At 59.8% G+C, this 14,854-nt stretch carries 20 protein-coding genes; 10 read left to right on the top strand and 10 right to left on the bottom strand.

What is annotated here, in order from left to right:
- Nucleotides 1-16 precede the first annotated feature (16 nt).
- From trxB to leuC, 3 genes are all read left to right on the top strand, one after another.
- Complete coding sequence (gene trxB, locus VHB22_RS12695) at nucleotides 17-985, top strand: thioredoxin-disulfide reductase (protein ID WP_325457345.1); 969 nt, start codon at nucleotides 17-19, stop codon at nucleotides 983-985.
- 110 nt (nucleotides 986-1,095) lie between these two features.
- Complete coding sequence (locus VHB22_RS12690) at nucleotides 1,096-1,983, top strand: LysR family transcriptional regulator (RefSeq protein WP_325457406.1); 888 nt, start codon at nucleotides 1,096-1,098, stop codon at nucleotides 1,981-1,983.
- A gap of 156 nt (nucleotides 1,984-2,139) precedes the next feature.
- Nucleotides 2,140-3,546: a 3-isopropylmalate dehydratase large subunit gene (leuC, locus tag VHB22_RS12685; protein ID WP_325457344.1), complete on the top strand. Its 1,407-nt coding sequence runs from the start codon at nucleotides 2,140-2,142 to the stop codon at nucleotides 3,544-3,546.
- 64 nt (nucleotides 3,547-3,610) lie between these two features.
- Here the strand turns inward: leuC and VHB22_RS12680 are convergent, their stop codons facing one another.
- Nucleotides 3,611-4,363 carry an N-acyl amino acid synthase FeeM domain-containing protein gene (locus VHB22_RS12680; RefSeq protein ID WP_325457343.1) on the bottom strand — a complete coding sequence of 251 codons (753 nt, stop codon included), beginning with the start codon at nucleotides 4,361-4,363 and terminating at the stop codon, nucleotides 3,611-3,613.
- Nucleotides 4,364-4,539: 176 nt separating this feature from the next.
- Here VHB22_RS12680 and VHB22_RS12675 point away from each other — a divergent pair, with 176 nt between their 5' ends.
- From VHB22_RS12675 to VHB22_RS12665, 3 genes are all read left to right on the top strand, one after another.
- Nucleotides 4,540-5,352 carry a class I SAM-dependent methyltransferase gene (locus VHB22_RS12675; protein WP_325457342.1) on the top strand — a complete coding sequence of 271 codons (813 nt, stop codon included), beginning with the start codon at nucleotides 4,540-4,542 and terminating at the stop codon, nucleotides 5,350-5,352.
- Between the two features lie 66 nt (nucleotides 5,353-5,418).
- Nucleotides 5,419-5,829, top strand: a complete 411-nt coding sequence (locus VHB22_RS12670) for a metallopeptidase family protein (protein ID WP_325457341.1) — start codon at nucleotides 5,419-5,421, stop codon at nucleotides 5,827-5,829.
- 137 nt (nucleotides 5,830-5,966) lie between these two features.
- A complete protein-coding gene (locus VHB22_RS12665; protein ID WP_325457340.1) occupies nucleotides 5,967-6,512 on the top strand; it encodes a hypothetical protein in 546 nt (181 codons plus the stop codon).
- Nucleotides 6,513-6,555: 43 nt separating this feature from the next.
- Here the strand turns inward: VHB22_RS12665 and nth are convergent, their stop codons facing one another.
- A complete protein-coding gene (gene nth / locus VHB22_RS12660) occupies nucleotides 6,556-7,323 on the bottom strand; it encodes an endonuclease III (RefSeq protein WP_325457339.1) in 768 nt (255 codons plus the stop codon).
- A gap of 61 nt (nucleotides 7,324-7,384) precedes the next feature.
- Here nth and VHB22_RS12655 point away from each other — a divergent pair, with 61 nt between their 5' ends.
- Nucleotides 7,385-7,882, top strand: coding sequence for a DUF2244 domain-containing protein (locus VHB22_RS12655; protein ID WP_325457338.1), 498 nt, complete (start codon nucleotides 7,385-7,387; stop codon nucleotides 7,880-7,882).
- Here VHB22_RS12655 and VHB22_RS12650 read toward each other — a convergent pair.
- The 5 genes from VHB22_RS12650 to hisF form a co-directional block, all read right to left on the bottom strand.
- Nucleotides 7,879-8,091 carry a hypothetical protein gene (locus VHB22_RS12650; RefSeq protein WP_325457337.1) on the bottom strand — a complete coding sequence of 71 codons (213 nt, stop codon included), beginning with the start codon at nucleotides 8,089-8,091 and terminating at the stop codon, nucleotides 7,879-7,881. The genes VHB22_RS12655 and VHB22_RS12650 overlap by 4 nt on opposite strands.
- An 18-nt stretch (nucleotides 8,092-8,109) precedes the next feature.
- Nucleotides 8,110-8,505: a VOC family protein gene (locus tag VHB22_RS12645; protein WP_325457336.1), complete on the bottom strand. Its 396-nt coding sequence runs from the start codon at nucleotides 8,503-8,505 to the stop codon at nucleotides 8,110-8,112.
- Nucleotides 8,506-8,646: 141 nt separating this feature from the next.
- The gene (gene leuD, locus VHB22_RS12640; protein ID WP_325457335.1) at nucleotides 8,647-9,255 is read right to left on the bottom strand and encodes a 3-isopropylmalate dehydratase small subunit; all 609 of its coding nucleotides are present in this window, start codon (nucleotides 9,253-9,255) and stop codon (nucleotides 8,647-8,649) included.
- An 18-nt stretch (nucleotides 9,256-9,273) separates the two neighbouring features.
- Nucleotides 9,274-9,705 (bottom strand): hypothetical protein, encoded by a 432-nt coding sequence (locus VHB22_RS12635; protein ID WP_325457334.1) that lies wholly within the window; start codon nucleotides 9,703-9,705, stop codon nucleotides 9,274-9,276.
- 111 nt (nucleotides 9,706-9,816) lie between these two features.
- On the bottom strand, nucleotides 9,817-10,593 hold the full coding sequence (gene hisF, locus VHB22_RS12630) for an imidazole glycerol phosphate synthase subunit HisF (RefSeq protein WP_325457333.1): 777 nt from the start codon (nucleotides 10,591-10,593) through the stop codon (nucleotides 9,817-9,819).
- Between the two features lie 177 nt (nucleotides 10,594-10,770).
- Between hisF and VHB22_RS12625 the strand changes: the two genes are divergently transcribed.
- On the top strand, nucleotides 10,771-11,082 hold the full coding sequence (locus tag VHB22_RS12625; RefSeq protein WP_325457332.1) for a hypothetical protein: 312 nt from the start codon (nucleotides 10,771-10,773) through the stop codon (nucleotides 11,080-11,082).
- A gap of 5 nt (nucleotides 11,083-11,087) precedes the next feature.
- Here the strand turns inward: VHB22_RS12625 and VHB22_RS12620 are convergent, their stop codons facing one another.
- The 3 genes from VHB22_RS12620 to hisA are packed head-to-tail and all read right to left on the bottom strand — an operon-like array spanning nucleotide 11,088 to nucleotide 13,663.
- Nucleotides 11,088-12,701 (bottom strand): peptide chain release factor 3, encoded by a 1,614-nt coding sequence (locus tag VHB22_RS12620; protein ID WP_325457405.1) that lies wholly within the window; start codon nucleotides 12,699-12,701, stop codon nucleotides 11,088-11,090.
- A 12-nt stretch (nucleotides 12,702-12,713) separates the two neighbouring features.
- Nucleotides 12,714-12,938, bottom strand: coding sequence for a hypothetical protein (locus VHB22_RS12615; protein WP_325457331.1), 225 nt, complete (start codon nucleotides 12,936-12,938; stop codon nucleotides 12,714-12,716).
- Nucleotides 12,935-13,663 carry a 1-(5-phosphoribosyl)-5-[(5-phosphoribosylamino)methylideneamino]imidazole-4-carboxamide isomerase gene (gene hisA / locus VHB22_RS12610; protein WP_325457330.1) on the bottom strand — a complete coding sequence of 243 codons (729 nt, stop codon included), beginning with the start codon at nucleotides 13,661-13,663 and terminating at the stop codon, nucleotides 12,935-12,937. The genes VHB22_RS12615 and hisA overlap by 4 nt, the downstream gene beginning before the upstream one ends.
- Nucleotides 13,664-13,885: 222 nt before the next feature.
- On the opposite strand from hisA, the gene VHB22_RS12605 reads away from it, so the two are divergent.
- Entirely contained in the window at nucleotides 13,886-14,200 is a 315-nt protein-coding gene (locus VHB22_RS12605) for a hypothetical protein (RefSeq protein ID WP_325457329.1), read from the top strand.
- Nucleotides 14,201-14,379: 179 nt separating this feature from the next.
- Complete coding sequence (locus tag VHB22_RS12600) at nucleotides 14,380-14,748, top strand: hypothetical protein (RefSeq protein ID WP_325457328.1); 369 nt, start codon at nucleotides 14,380-14,382, stop codon at nucleotides 14,746-14,748.
- Nucleotides 14,749-14,854 lie beyond the last annotated feature (106 nt).

Below are 14,854 nucleotides of genomic sequence, written 5' to 3'. Positions count from 1 at the left end.
TCCCGGAGCTCGAATCATGACCAAGAAACCCCACCATTCCAAGGTGATCGTCCTCGGCTCCGGCCCGGCCGGCTACACGGCCGCCATTTACGCTGCACGCGCCATGCTTGCCCCGACCCTGATCCAGGGTTCGCAGCCAGGCGGCCAGTTGACGATCACAACCGATGTCGAAAACTATCCGGGCTTCGCCGAGCCTATCCAGGGGCCTTGGCTCATGGAGCAGATGCAGGCACAGGCCGAGCACGTCGGCACGCACATTGTGATGGATCAGATCAACAAGGTGGAACTGCGCAGCCGCCCGATCCGTCTCGAAGGCGACAGCGGCGACACTTATACCTGCGATTCACTGATCATCTGCACCGGCGCCCAGGCGCGCTGGCTCGATCTTCCGTCCGAGACACACTTCAAGGGCCACGGCGTTTCCGCCTGCGCCACCTGCGACGGCTTCTTCTATAAGGGCAAGGAGGTCGTGGTCGTCGGCGGCGGCAACACAGCCGTCGAGGAAGCGCTGTTTCTTACGAACTTCGCCAGCAAGGTGACGCTGATTCATCGCCGCGATTTCCTGCGTGCGGAAAAAATCCTGCAGGAGCGCCTGTTCAAGAACCCGAAGATCGACGTCATCTGGGACAGCGTCGTCGAAGAGATCGTCGGCACGCACGCCCCAAAGTCGGTGACGGGCGTCGTCCTGAAAAATCTCAAGACCGGCATGGTCTCCGAGATAACGACGGATGGCTTTTTCGTCGCCATCGGCCACGCGCCCGCGACCGAACTTTTCAAGGGACAGCTCGACATGACGCCGTCCGGCTATCTGATTACCGCGCCGGACTCGACAGCCACAGCGATTCCCGGCGTCTTCGCCGCGGGCGATGTCAAGGATGAGGTGTTCAGACAGGCAGTGACCGCGGCCGGAATGGGCTGCATGGCCGCTCTCGAAGCTGAACGCTACCTGGCAAAGCTCGAAAACCAAGCCGACGCTGCCGAATAATCCGTTCACCGCTCGCGCCAGATTGCAACGTGTCCGGGTTTCGTTAGACTTCGGCGCCACTTAAGGCCGCCGATCGCGCAGCACGAACCAATCACTGAAAGCCGTGAATGATGGATTGGGATAAACTACGCATTTTCCACGCGGCCGCCGAGGCCGGTAGCTTCACCCATGCCGGCGAACAGCTGCACATGAGTCAATCGGCCGTCAGCCGGCAAATCTCGGCTCTGGAAGCAAATCTCAAGGTCACGCTTTTTCACCGCCACGCACGCGGACTGGTGCTGACGGAACAGGGCGAGCTTCTGAACCGCACCGTGTCGGAAGTCTTCACCAAGCTGCAAACGGCGGAAACGCTGCTTTCGGATTCGACAACGAAACCCTCGGGCGACCTGCGCGTCACCGCGCCCATCGGCTTCGGCACCATTTGGCTGACGCCGCGCCTTCAGGAGTTCGGCGACCTTTACCCTGACATCCGGGTCGAGCTGATCCTCAACGACGATCAGGTCGACATCGGCATGCGCGTCGCCGACGCCGCCATTTGGACCCGCGAACCCGAGCAGGCCGATCTCATTCGCCGCTCGCTCTTCGAAAGCCGGGTGCGCGCGTTCGCGTCGGCGCACTACATCCGCAAGCATGGCGCACCGAAATCGCTCGCCGAACTCGATCAGCACCGGATCATCGCCTATTCAGGCCCCCCGGCCCAGCATCTCGACGCCATGTCCTGGATCGAGACCGCAGGGCGCGACGGCGCTGGACCACGTCCGGCCGCCTTCCGTGTCAACAGCGTCGTAGCGATAAAGGCCGCTATCCAGGCCGGCCTCGGGATCGGCATGATCCCCGATTACATGAGCGACGAGCAGTCTGAGCTTGTCCCCGTGCTGGTCGAAACCGAGCAGCCGTCGCTCAGCCTGATCTTTGCCTACCCGGAAGAGCTGAAGTCGTCCAAGAAGGTCCAGCTCCTGCGGGACTTTCTCGTCTCAAAGATTTCGCGAGCGAAATAGCCTGGGCACAGGACCGCCAGGAACCTCCGGTTTTCCGACCAGCACGCCACACCGTAATTTATCGTGACTGCGACCACGGCTGATTTGCGAAAACCCGGCTCTGACGCTATCTAACGTGCTCATTCTGTCCGCCGTCCGGTAAGGCCTCTGAAATCCATGGCAAAAACGCTGTACGACAAAATTTTTGACGACCACGTGGTTGAGCAATCGCCGGACGGGACATGCCTCCTTTATATCGATCGCCATCTCGTCCACGAAGTGACGAGCCCACAGGCCTTCGAAGGCCTCCGGATGGCCGGCCGCAAGGTCCGCGCACCGGAAAAGACGCTCGCCGTCGTCGACCATAACGTCCCGACGACCGACCGAACCAAGGGCATCGCCGACGAGCAGAGCCGCGTCCAAGTCGAGACGCTGGCGACGAATGCCCGTGACTTCGGCATCGAATATTACAACGAGCTCGACAAACGTCAGGGCATCGTCCACGTCGTCGGCCCCGAGCAAGGCTTTACGCTGCCCGGCACGACGATCGTCTGCGGCGACAGCCACACCTCGACGCATGGCGCCTTCGGTGCGCTCGCGCACGGCATCGGCACGTCGGAAGTCGAGCACGTACTCGCCACGCAGACGCTGATCCAGAAGAAAGCCAAAAACATGCGCGTGACGGTCGATGGCATCGCCCCGCATGGCGTTGGCGCCAAGGACATCGTCCTCGCGATCATCGGCGAGATCGGCACGGCGGGCGGCACTGGCTCGGTCATCGAGTACGCCGGTGATGCCATCCGCGCGCTGTCGATGGAAGGCCGCATGACGGTCTGCAATATGTCGATCGAAGGCGGCGCTCGCGCCGGCATGATCGCACCCGATGAAAAGACGTTCGCCTTTATCAAGGACCGTCCCAAGGCGCCGAAGGGCATGGCCTGGGACATGGCGATGAAATACTGGGAAACCCTGCACTCCGAGGACGGAGCGCATTTCGACCGCGAGGTCCGCCTCGATGCCGCGAAGCTGCCGCCTATCGTGTCCTGGGGCACGAGCCCGGAAGACGTAACAGCCATCACCAGCGTCGTGCCAAACCCGGCCGACGTTCACGACGAGAACAAGCGCGCTTCGATGCAGCGCGCGCTCGAATACATGGGTCTGACGCCGGGGACAAAGATCACGGATATTCCCCTTGATGTCGTCTGGATCGGCAGCTGCACCAACGGCCGCATCGAGGACCTTCGCGCCGTTGCGAAAATCGTCGACGGCAAGAAGATTTCGTCGCGCCTTGCATACGCGATGATCGTTCCGGGTTCGGGCCTCGTCAAAGAGCAGGCAGAAGCCGAAGGCCTCGACAAGATCTTCAAGGACGCGGGCTTCGAATGGCGCGAGCCGGGCTGCTCGATGTGCCTCGGCATGAACCCGGATCAATTGAAGCCGGGACAGCGCTGCGCCTCGACGTCAAACCGCAACTTTGAAGGCCGCCAGGGTTACAAGGGCCGCACGCACCTCGTCTCGCCGATCATGGCCGCCGCCGCCGCGCTCGAAGGCCACTTCGTCGACGTTCGGAATTGGCAGGATTGAGAGCGCTGTCCTGCTTATGATCTCGGGCGAGCCCCTGCGAGGCCGGGATGACAATTGCGATCTGCTAAACCGCGACCTTGCTCGGTGTGTGGGGGTGGGTGCGATGGAGCGCCGACATAATCGCGCCCTTCATGCTGGCGATCTCTTCCGGTGTGATCTTGAAAAAGCGGTTTTGCAACCGCTGACGCATCCGTGCCTGTTCGAGGCTTCCACCGAGCAGCGTGATCTTGAAATCGCCCGGCGGGTAGAGCGCAGGTTCGCCGATCTGCCGGAAGCCTAGCATATAGTGATAGAACCGGACCCAGTCGGGGCGCGTCGCAACGAGGAGCATTGAAACCCCAGCAGCGAGCGCAGCGGTTAGCGAGGCGCGCACCAGAAATGCGTAAAGCGTCGTCCGATAAGATATATTGCTGAGACTCGGCTCGATCGAGAGCCGCGAAATTTCGACCAGACCGTGACTCTGCTGGCGATGGATCTCCTTCAACGCCGGATAGTAGGGCGCACATGGGAGCGTAGAAAGCGGTTGATGCGGCTGGGCGAAGCAGAGACGAACGCAACCGACGAGCCGGTCCTGATCGTAGGCACCCAAGAGGACCGTCGTCGGCAGGCTGTCGAAGCGGTCGGTATATTCTCCGTCGACGGGATCGATATCGTATCCGATGGCCTTGTAAGCTCGCCCGCGCAGACGAAGCGCCTCGCGCACCTCGTTTTCGCCATCAAGAATGCGGAGTTCGAACGACTTGGTGTTGCCGTACCAAGAACCCTCTTCCGTCGGCAATGAGTCTTGCCGAGGACGAAACGCCAATGTCTGCGACATCTATCAACTGCTCGACTGAATTGTGGGAAGTGCCCGTAAAACGTCGGTGACACATAAGGAATGCACCGCCCGAGAACGATGCGGCAAATGCTCTTGCCGGACCTTAAGATCGCCCAGCGAGCCGCTGAGTACAAACGGAATTTTAGGAAACCGTTAAGCAGAAAAACGAGGTTAGAGTGACGAAAGATCAGACCCGACTCGTGCAATCACAGTTTGGTGTTGCAGCTGCCGACTATGCGACCTCCGACGTCCATGCGAAGGGCGAAAGCTTGGGCCGGATCGTGGAGCTTGCTGCGCCGCAAAAAGGCTGGCGTGCGCTCGATGTAGCGACCGGCGCAGGCCACATGGCGGCGGCCTTCGCACCGTTTGTAGAAAGCGTCATCGCCAGCGACATCACCGATCCGATGCTCGCGGAAGCCGCAAAGCTCGCAGCTTCCCGCAACCTTACCAACATGACCACTGCGAGGGCCGAAGCAGGCGCGCTTCCCTTTCCCGATCAAACATTCGATCTCGTCTGCTGCCGCTTGGCAGCCCACCATTTTCCGGACCTGAACGCCTTCGTTTCAGAGGTCCGTCGTGTTTTGAAATCCGGCGGACGCTTCGCACTCGTCGACAACGTAGCACCGGATGCCCAACAACTCCGCGATGCAACGGCAGCCGAACGCGAAGAGGCAACGGCTGCATACAACGCATTCGAAAAGCTGCGCGATCCAAGCCACGGCTTTGCACCGCCGCCGAAGGCCTGGGCCGATTTGCTGCAAAAGACGGGCTTTACGATCGTCGCTCGCGAGCAGTTCGGCAAGGAGCTTGATTTCGAATCGTGGGTCACGCGCATGCGTTGCACACCCGATACGGTTGCGGAACTCGACCGCATCCTGACCGCTGGACCGTCGCATCTGAGGACATTCCTTCAGCCGCGGCGCGACGGCACAGGCGCCTTGCACTTCACGCTGCAGGAACTGCTGCTCGTTGCCGCCAAAACGGCCTAGGCCTTTTGTTTTCGACAGGTCCGGACACTATCTCAGTCCTTTGCGGAACCTGAGGAGCGCCGGCACATGTCAAAGAATTGGAAAAACGCAACCGCGCCGACGCTCGCCGATTTCGAAGCGTTGGCGATGGAGGCCTGGGAGAAGCTGCCCGCCGAATTTCGCTCGCTGGCCGGCGATCTCCTGATCCGCGTCGAGGATTTCGCAACCGATGAGGTCCTTGATAGCCTGGATATTGACGATCCGTTCGAACTGACCGGCCTCTATCAGGGCATCAGCCTCGATCGGCAAAGCGTGACAGATACGGTGCGGGAACCGGACATGGTTTTCCTATACCGGCGCGCCATCCTGGATGAATGGGCTGAGAGCGAGGAAGAATTGGGCCATCTGGTCGCGCATGTGCTCATCCATGAAATCGGCCATCATTTCGGCTTTTCGGACGAGGATATGCACGCTGTCGAGGCCGAGGCTATGGGTTGATCCATATGTCAGCGACACGCCAGATTAACCTCCTTGGTGCCACAAGTTAGCTATGGTTGAGACATAAGGCGTTTCGCGCCATGTTGTAGTGACAGGTGCGAACCAGTTGGGGCAGTTCTGGAAAACGGATGCGGGGGATGGCAGCGCGACGATTGTTTCATCGATTCGTCCTGAGCTTCGGACTGGGCACGGCGCTGATCGTTGCTCCCGGCGCTGATGCACAGGATGCCAAAAACCTCGGCGACGGTATCCCGACGCCCGAGCAATATGTCCAGTCGGCCGGGGGTGACAGCCGCGTGCTTCCGCCTGGCCAGTTCAAGCTCGATGGGCGCCGCCAGCTCTGCGGTCAGCGCCCGACCGTCATCGACAACAAGCTCGACGATTACGGCGCAGCATATCCCGGGTTCATCATCATGAATCCGCGTTATCTGTCCAAAGTTTCGACGCCGGTGAAGCAGTGGATTTATGCCCACGAATGCGGTCATCAGTTCCGCGGGCCGGATGAAGAAACCGCCGACTGCTTCGCCGTGCAGCGCGGCCGTCGCCAGGGCTGGCTGACGCATGAAGGCCTCGACGAGGTTTGTTCATTCATCTCGCCTGCCAAAGGCGATGCGATGCACTTCTCGGGTTCGTATCGCTGTGCCTACATGCGCAAATGCTACGAAGACCCAACGATCAAGTAGCGGTCCCGGTCGAAGGCTCGCCGCGGCGCGGCCTGAACCGATCCTAGGTGGTCGGCGCCGGCGTTTTATCGGGATAGAGGCAAATGTCGTTGATGAGGCAGCGCCAGCACTCGGGCTTTCGCGCCTTGCAGACATAGCGCCCGTGCAGGATCAGCCAATGATGCGCGTGCAGGGCATATTCCGGCGGAATGACGCGCAAGAGATCAGCCTCGACCGCCAGCGGTGTCGTTCCTTGTGATAATCCGGTTCGGTTCGCAACGCGAAGAACGTGGGTATCGACGGCCATCGTCGGCTGCCCGAAGGCGATGTTCATCACGACGTTCGCCGTCTTGCGGCCGACGCCCGGAAGCGTTTCCAGCACGTCGCGATCATCGGGAACCTTGCCGCCGAATTCTTCGACAAGACGTTTCGACAACGCGATAACGTTCTTCGCCTTCGTACGATAAAGCCCGATCGTCCTTATATAATCGCGCAACTTGTCCTCGCCGAGCGCCACCATTTTCGCGGGCGTATGCACGACTTTGAAAAGTGCGCGGGTCGCTTTATTGACGCCCGCGTCCGTTGCCTGGGCCGAAAGCACAACCGCAATCAAAAGGGTATAAGGATTAACGTACTCCAGTTCGCCTTTGGGCTCCGGGCTTTCGGCATGAAAGCGGCGGAAGATCTCGCGGATTTGAGAGTCAGACAGTCTTGAAAGACCGACGGTTTTTGGCCGGGGCTTTGCGACACTTTCTGCCTTTTTTCTGGGCTTGCGATTCAACCTGGAACTGCGGATGCTTGACGGGCTTATATCGTGGGAAGCTTTGACCATCGGAAGTCCGTATCTGCAGAATCAGGAAGTGTGAGTAAAGGCGGGATCAAGAAGCCAACAGATGAGCGACACTCTGACAGAAAAGCAATCGGCAAAAGAAACGCGGTTCGTGTTGCACCCTTATCGCTCCTTGCAGCCGCGCGGCTTTCTCATTTTGATGGTTGCCATCAGTCTGATCAGCTTTATCGTCGGCATCGTCTTCATGCTGATGGGGGCCTGGCCGGTGTTCGGGTTCTTCGGCCTCGACGTGGCGCTGATCTATTATGCATTCAAGAGCAATTATCGGTCGGGCAGGCTCTATGAAACGATCGAGCTCTCACCGGAGCTTTTGAAGCTGACGCGCGTGCACCCCTCGGGCGAGCGCGAGGAATTCGAGTTCAATCCCTATTGGGCAAGGGTTCGTGTTTCTGTAGACCACCCAGATGGGCGGACGTCCATGCGGCTTGCTGCAAGGGGCAAGGAAGTTTTGTTCGGGCAGTTCTTGACGGATGACGAGCGGCGCGATTTCGCCGATGCCTTGACCGGCGCGCTCGTCACAACGCGCGGGTCGCGATTTTAATCGTTCAGCATCGTCAGCGCAGCGCGGCGGTCGCCGGGTTTCAAGCGCAAAAAATGCGTGCGCGCGGCTTTGATGTCTTTTTCCAAGCCCGTTTCCGACGCGGCCTTCAAAGCCTTCGTCGCCGGATGGTCGGCACCGACAATAAATGCTAGGGCGCCGGCCAAGCGACCCATCATGGCCGCATCGAACTTGAAATCGTCGTCGGCCACCTGCGCTGCACTCCGTCGCTATTGGAACCGGCCGCCGCGCTGCAGGACCTCGATCTTGTAGCCGTCTGGATCATCGATGAAGAAGAATTTGCCGAACGGTTTGCCGTCGTGGCTCATAGTCTTGATGTCTTTCGGCTGATAACCGGCGGCCGCAATCTTGGTGCGCATTGCTTCGAGATCATCGACGACGAACGCAATATGGCCGTAGCCGTTGCCGAGATCGTAGGGTTCGGCGCGTCCCTTATTGACGGTCAGCTCAATCTCGAAATCGTTCTCCGGATTCTTCATGTAAATGAGCGTGAAGTCCGGCCAATCGCGGCGATCGGAAACTTTGAGGCCGAAGCAGTCTTCATAGAACTTCACCGAGCGCGCTTCGTCCTGCACGCGCACCATCATGTGAATTGCCTTGGCCATCGTTACTCCTTCCCGTTTCTATTCTTCTACCCTCAACGCCATGGCCGGGCCTGACCCGGCCATCCAGAGCCGCACGACCGAGGGCATTGCTTGTGGCCCTGGATGGCCGGATCGGAGGGCGGCGATGACGTCACGTAGATCTTAAAGCCAAGGGCGCGATGAGGCGGTCGAGGTTTCGAACGACGAGATCGCGTTCGCCTTCTCAAGCGTCAGGCCGATGTTGTCGAGACCGTTTAGCAGGCAGTGCTTGCGGAACGGATCGATGTCGAATGTGATGACACCACCGTCGGGACCGCGAATTTCCTGCTTTTCGAGATCGACCGTGATCGTCGCATTGGCGCCGCGGCTTGCATCATCCATCAGCTTGTCGACATCGCTCTGCGGAAGCTTGATTGGCAGAATGCCGTTCTGAAAGCAGTTGTTGTAGAAAATGTCGGCGAAGTCCGGCGCGATCACGCAGCGTATGCCGAAGTCGAGCAATGCCCATGGTGCGTGCTCGCGCGAGGAGCCGCAGCCGAAATTTTCACCCGCGACGAGGATCGTTGCGTTGCGATACTGCGGCTTATTCAGCACAAAATCGGAAATTTCTTTGCCGGTCGCCGGATCATAACGCATCTCGTAGAACAGCGACTTTCCAAGCCCGGTCCGCTTGATCGTTTTCAGAAACTGCTTCGGAATGATCATATCGGTATCGACGTTGCGGATCGGCAGAGGTGCCGCAACACCGGTCAAAACCGTGAACTTATCCATGCTTTCGTCTCCAATCGGTCAGGCGCGCAGCGTATCGGCCAGCGCCCGGAAATAGCCCTCCGCCGAGGTCAGACGCCGCGCGTGGCGGAAGGCGCCGAATTCCCGGATGGCGGCTTCGAGATCGAAGGGCTTTAGATACTCTAGCCGCCGTTTAACGCCAGCCCGCTTGCGTCCGTCAAGATGAACATCGAGCGCAGCCATGATCGTTTCGAGATAGCCTGAGATACGTCCGAGCTCGCGGGTGGCCGTCAGGAGGGCGGTGCGGTCGCCAGGAGCAGCCTCCAGCGTACCGAGCGCGATGGCCGCTCTTGAGAGCGTGGCGGCGATTTCCTCGGCATAAAGAGCGACCTTCTCGCGCCTGAGGCTGTCCAGCCGGGCGGCGAGCGTCAGCCAGCGCTGGATCGTCTCAGCGAGAGCGGAAAGACGTTGTACATAGGCGGCGAACCGCATGGCAAAATCCCAGACAAACAATCCGGGATTTTACGGCCGCCGCAGGTGCCGGGGATAAGATTTTCGTTATTCGGAGCTCTCGGCTTTCCGCAAGCGGAACGACGAAGCGACCTACTTATCCAACCGCATCGCAAGTCCGGCATTGGCCATGTAAGCTTTGGCCTCCGGGATCGAATACGTCCCGAAGTGAAAGATCGAGGCCGCAAGCACCGCGCTCGCATGGCCGTTGCGCACGCCATCGACCAGATGCTCAAGCGTACCGACGCCCCCGGAGGCTATGACCGGTATAGAAACGGCGTCCGCAATCGCGCGCGTCAACGCAACGTCAAATCCCGACTTCGTCCCATCGCGATCCATCGACGTCAGCAAAATCTCACCCGCACCGAGATCGGCAACTTCGCGCGCATACGCGATAGCATCGATGCCCGTCGGCTTCCGCCCACCGTGCGTAAAAATCTCCCAACGCGGCGTCTCGCCTTCAGCTGAAACTTTCTTCGCATCGATCGCAACGACAATGCACTGCGCGCCGAACTTCTCGCTCGCCTCCCTGACGAAAGCGCGATTGGCGACGGCCGCGGTATTGATCGACACCTTGTCGGCGCCAGCTTCAAGCAGCTTGCGGATATCTTCGACCGTCCTGACACCGCCGCCGACCGTCAGCGGCATGAAACAGCGATTCGCCGTTCGCTCGACGACATCGAAAATCGTATCGCGATTCTCGTTGCTGGCGGTGATATCGAGAAAGCAAAGCTCGTCCGCTCCTGCCGCGTCATATGCCGCCGCCGCTTCGACCGGATCGCCTGCATCGATCAGATCGACGAAGTTCACGCCCTTGACGACGCGGCCGTCCTTAACGTCAAGACAGGAGATGATGCGGACCTTCAGCATGTCAATCTGGAGCTAAATTCACTAAGGGATGTAGGAAATTGCCGCTATCATGTTGCAGCAGGCTCCGTCGAGGCATAAACCAAGTCTGCGGGGAACTCTTTACGACAGATAGTGTTTCGGGATTTTGCGTAGCTACGTAAACTCTCGAGTTGCACTTGCATAAAGGAATATCTTTCGATGGCCGACGAATTCGCCCCATTGAACCTCCGCGCCCGCTTGTCAGCCTTGCAGGATCGGATTGCTCAGGCACGCACGCAACTCGAAGCCAACGGCATGATGGACGAGCATTCGGACGCGTTGAGCCAATTCATCGAACAGCACGAAGCGATCCGCGGATCGCTCGACAGCGAAGCGACAATCACCGAGCTGCAGCACAGCAAGGTTTCCGCCCAGACGGATGCCCTCGAAAAGTCGTTGCACAGCTGGCTTGAGAAGATTGAAGGCCGCTTCAATGACCCTCGGCCGCGCGGACCGAACATTTCGGTCTGATACCGTCATTCGCCGCGTTCTCTGAGCGCGGCGAACTTGATGTCGGGAAACTTCTCGCTTTTGTATTTCAGCATCCAGGCGCTCTCCGCAAGGAACACCATCGCGCCGTCGCGGTCGGTTGCAATCTCGCCGCGGTGAGCGTTGACGAACTTTTGCAGCACCGCCGGATCGTCAGCGGAAATCCAACGCGCCAGTTCAAACGGCGACTGCTCCAGCGTGACCGGTACGCTGTACTCGTTCGCAACACGCGATTGCAGAACCTCGAACTGCAGCTGACCGACCACGCCGAGAATTTGCCGTCCCCCCGCGATCGGCGTGAACACCTGCACGATGCCTTCCTCCGCAAGATCGTCGAGCGCACGATTAAGTTGCTTCGCTTTCATCGCGTCTTGAATGACGACGCGGCGCAAAAGCTCTGGCGCGAAATTCGGGATGCCTGTGAATTTCAACGCCTCTTTTTCGGTCAGCGTGTCGCCGACCCGCAGCGTGCCATGGTTCGGAACGCCGATAATGTCGCCTGCCCACGCCTCATCCGCCGTCTCGCGACCCTGCCCGAAAAAGAATGTCGGCGATGAAATCGTCAGCGGCTTGTTATCGCGAACGTGCAGCATCTTCATACCGCGCTTGAAGCGTCCCGAGCAAAGCCGCATGAACGCAATCCGATCGCGGTGGTTCGGGTCCATGTTGGCCTGCACCTTGAAGATGAAGCCAGTGACCTGATCTTCGCCGGGCTGAACCGTCCGCTGTGTCGCCTTTCGGGCCAGCGGTCCTGGCGCCCATTGCGCCAAAGCATCCAGCAATTGCTCGACGCCAAAGTTTTTCAGCGCGCTGCCAAAGAACACCGGCGACAAATGTCCTTCACGAAACGCTTCGAGATCGAACGACGGCAACGCTCCTTGCGCGAGTTCGACGCCTTCAAGCGCCCGGTCGGCGATCCGCTCGTCGATACCGTCGATTTTGCGGATGTCGGAAAGCTCTGAAAGCTGCTCGGTGCGTCCGAACGAAGCTCCGCGTTCGGCGCTCTCAGGCAACAAAATCCTGTTCTGCATCAGATCGAGAACGCCGCGAAAATCCGATCCCATGCCGACCGGCCACGCCATCGGCACCAGATCGAGCGCAAGATCGGCCGCGATCTGATCGAGCAGCGTCAGTGGGTCTTCCGCTTCCCGGTCGATCTTGTTGATGAACGTAATGATCGGAATATCGCGCAGCCGGCAAACCTCGAACAGTTTACGCGTCTGGCTCTCGATGCCCTTCGCGGCGTCCATCACCATGACCGCCGCGTCGACCGCCGACAGCGTGCGATAGGTATCTTCGCTGAAGTCGGAGTGACCAGGCGTATCGAGCAGATTGTAGACGACACCGTTGCGTTCGAATGTCATCACCGACGACGTTACCGAGATCCCGCGCTGCTGCTCGATCTGCATCCAGTCGGAACGCGTGCGCCGCCGTTCGCCGCGCGCCTTGACCGCGCCCGCCATTTGGATTGCTCCGCCGAACAGCAGAAGCTTTTCCGTCAATGTCGTCTTACCGGCGTCGGGATGCGAGATGATCGCGAACGTGCGGCGCCGCGCAATCTCAGGGGGCACCCTCGGTTCCGCCGCCATGTCTTGCGTCATGACGTTCAAGGTTCAGACCTCGACCAATTTCACCTGGCTCGGTTCGAGCCAGATTTGATGATGCTCGGCGGGCTTGCCGAAGACTTCGCCGACGTGTAGTTCGACAAGATCGCCGTCGAACGCGACGATCGGAAAAGTCTTGCCGACGCAGCCGCCAAACAGCGTCTGCAATTGTTTGTTGTCGGGCGGTAGCCCATCCGGCATCCGCTCCACGCGAACCTTGTCACCGATTTTCATGCTGTTTCCAGAAGTTGGAGTGCCTCTCTCGGATCGAGTCGCCCATCATAGAGGGCGCGCCCCGTAATTGCGCCTTCAAGCATCCGATATTCGGGCTTCGTCAGTTCGCGCACGTCGGCAATCGACGCCAATCCACCCGACGCAATGACGGGAATACCAGTTGCTCGTGCCAAAGCTGCCGTCGCCGGCAAATTGAGACCCTTCAGCACCCCGTCGCGCTCGATGTCCGTATAAATGATCGCCGCGACGCCTGCATCCTCAAAGCGCTTTGCGAGCTCGACGGCTGTGAGTTCAGAGCTCTCGGCCCAACCTTCAACCGCAACCTTACCCCCCTTCGCGTCAATACCGACAGCGATGCGGCCCGGAAAGCGCTTCGCCGCCTCGCGCACCAGCGCCGGGTCGCGCACCGCGACCGTACCGAGGATGACGCGCCGAATGCCCTTGTCGAGCCACATCTCGATCGTCGCCAGATCGCGAATACCGCCGCCGAGCTGTGCCGGCATCTTGATCGCCTTCAGGATCGCGTCGACCGCCGCGCCGTTCACCGGCCTGCCCGCGAATGCCCCATTCAAATCGACGATGTGCAAATATTTGAAGCCTTGGCGCTCGAACGCAAGCGCCTGCGCCGCCGGATCGTCGTTGAACACCGTCGCGGCATCCATCTCGCCGAGCTTCAGCCTTACGCACTGCCCGTCTTTGAGATCAATGGCTGGGAATAGGATCAATGCAGTCTCTCGTGCTATTCGGAGCGTCGGTTGCCGATGTCTTGGCCTTGCTCCCTTGCGCCGATGATTCGACGGGGCGGCCATCAGTTTGCTATGTTCGATCTCTATGTGTTCTGGGCGCGATCAATCGCGTATCGCAAGCTACGTCAAGCGCGCATTGCTGCCGGCTCTGCGAAGGGGAGTCGCAATGCGTAAACAAATGCGCAAACATAAGAGACTTCCATGGCCGTCGCGTTTCTCGTAGAGCCTCCGCCAGCCGTGGCTCGGCGCCCCCTGACCGAGAACGACGCCATCGATATCTGGATTGCCCGCTGGCTCCGAATCCGGCCGGTCGACCTCAAGCGCCGCTACGCCTGCGACCCTCGGCGCCTCTATGAAATCTGGGAAGAAACGCGCTTTCCGGGTAGCCGAGCGCGCGCGCTCGAAGAATTCCGTGCCCGGTTTCCGGGCCTTGAAGCCCGTTTCGACCCCGGTCCCCACCGGCGCATCCCGACCGCCCCGGATCCCGCCCAATTGAGCCTCTTTTCCGATGCCTGACGGTACGTTGCGCGTACCACAACGTTAAGAACCTCACAAGAACATTTTTAGAACAATAGCTGGACAACGGCGATGAGTCGTGGCATGTTCTTCCTATGTTCACGGCGCCCTAAATCAGTCGCCGTCCCGGGTCAATGTAGCGTACCGACCTTCCCCCCTTGAATGCCTAGGAGAGCCCGATGCGCACTTACCTGATCTCGTACGATCTCGCCAAGCCGAACCGCAATCAGCACGTTCTCGCTCAACTTATTATGGGGCTGGGCGACAAGTGGGCACGGCCGCTCGTAAATACCTGGTACGTCATGTCCGATCGCGACGAGGTCGAACTCGAAGCCGACCTCCGGGAACTCCTGACGGAAGAGGACGGGCTGCTGATCCAGGCGACCAAGCGCGATGCCGTTATGACCAACACCTCGCTGCGCTGGTTCCGCCAGCGCCGCCCCGGCCTCGATCTCGCGCCGGACGGCAACATCATCGCTTTCCCCTCGCCACAGGCAACGGTAAGCGAGCCGCTGGAACCTGAATTGCCGTTCGCAAAGGCCGGCTGATTTGGCCAGATGTTCGGGTCTTTGGGCGGGACGGGCCGTCTCCCCCTTCGTTCCACTCAGTCCGTCCTGCTCAAAGACCATGACGGAGCGCCTGCGGATCACCCCC

This window comes from Hyphomicrobium sp. (assembly GCF_035548195.1).
Taxonomy (GTDB): domain Bacteria; phylum Pseudomonadota; class Alphaproteobacteria; order Rhizobiales; family Hyphomicrobiaceae; genus Hyphomicrobium_B.
The sequence above is the reverse complement of the archived record's forward strand: the minus strand, read 5'-3'. Positions and strand labels throughout refer to the sequence as shown.

Coding starts and splice junctions, on each gene's coding strand:
- VHB22_RS12635 (WP_325457334.1), bottom strand. CDS start 9,705: ATGCGGTTCGCCGCCTATGTACAACGTCTTTCCGCTCTCGCTGAGACG.
- VHB22_RS12620 (WP_325457405.1), bottom strand. CDS start 12,701: ATGACGCAAGACATGGCGGCGGAACCGAGGGTGCCCCCTGAGATTGCG.
- VHB22_RS12645 (WP_325457336.1), bottom strand. CDS start 8,505: ATGGCCAAGGCAATTCACATGATGGTGCGCGTGCAGGACGAAGCGCGC.
- nth (WP_325457339.1), bottom strand. CDS start 7,323: ATGGTCAAAGCTTCCCACGATATAAGCCCGTCAAGCATCCGCAGTTCC.
- VHB22_RS12665 (WP_325457340.1), top strand. CDS start 5,967: ATGGCAGCGCGACGATTGTTTCATCGATTCGTCCTGAGCTTCGGACTG.
- VHB22_RS12605 (WP_325457329.1), top strand. CDS start 13,886: ATGGCCGTCGCGTTTCTCGTAGAGCCTCCGCCAGCCGTGGCTCGGCGC.
- hisF (WP_325457333.1), bottom strand. CDS start 10,593: ATGCTGAAGGTCCGCATCATCTCCTGTCTTGACGTTAAGGACGGCCGC.
- leuC (WP_325457344.1), top strand. CDS start 2,140: ATGGCAAAAACGCTGTACGACAAAATTTTTGACGACCACGTGGTTGAG.
- VHB22_RS12655 (WP_325457338.1), top strand. CDS start 7,385: ATGAGCGACACTCTGACAGAAAAGCAATCGGCAAAAGAAACGCGGTTC.
- VHB22_RS12670 (WP_325457341.1), top strand. CDS start 5,419: ATGTCAAAGAATTGGAAAAACGCAACCGCGCCGACGCTCGCCGATTTC.
- VHB22_RS12600 (WP_325457328.1), top strand. CDS start 14,380: ATGCGCACTTACCTGATCTCGTACGATCTCGCCAAGCCGAACCGCAAT.
- leuD (WP_325457335.1), bottom strand. CDS start 9,255: ATGGATAAGTTCACGGTTTTGACCGGTGTTGCGGCACCTCTGCCGATC.
- trxB (WP_325457345.1), top strand. CDS start 17: ATGACCAAGAAACCCCACCATTCCAAGGTGATCGTCCTCGGCTCCGGC.
- VHB22_RS12625 (WP_325457332.1), top strand. CDS start 10,771: ATGGCCGACGAATTCGCCCCATTGAACCTCCGCGCCCGCTTGTCAGCC.
- VHB22_RS12680 (WP_325457343.1), bottom strand. CDS start 4,363: ATGTCGCAGACATTGGCGTTTCGTCCTCGGCAAGACTCATTGCCGACG.
- VHB22_RS12690 (WP_325457406.1), top strand. CDS start 1,096: ATGGATTGGGATAAACTACGCATTTTCCACGCGGCCGCCGAGGCCGGT.
- VHB22_RS12615 (WP_325457331.1), bottom strand. CDS start 12,938: ATGAAAATCGGTGACAAGGTTCGCGTGGAGCGGATGCCGGATGGGCTA.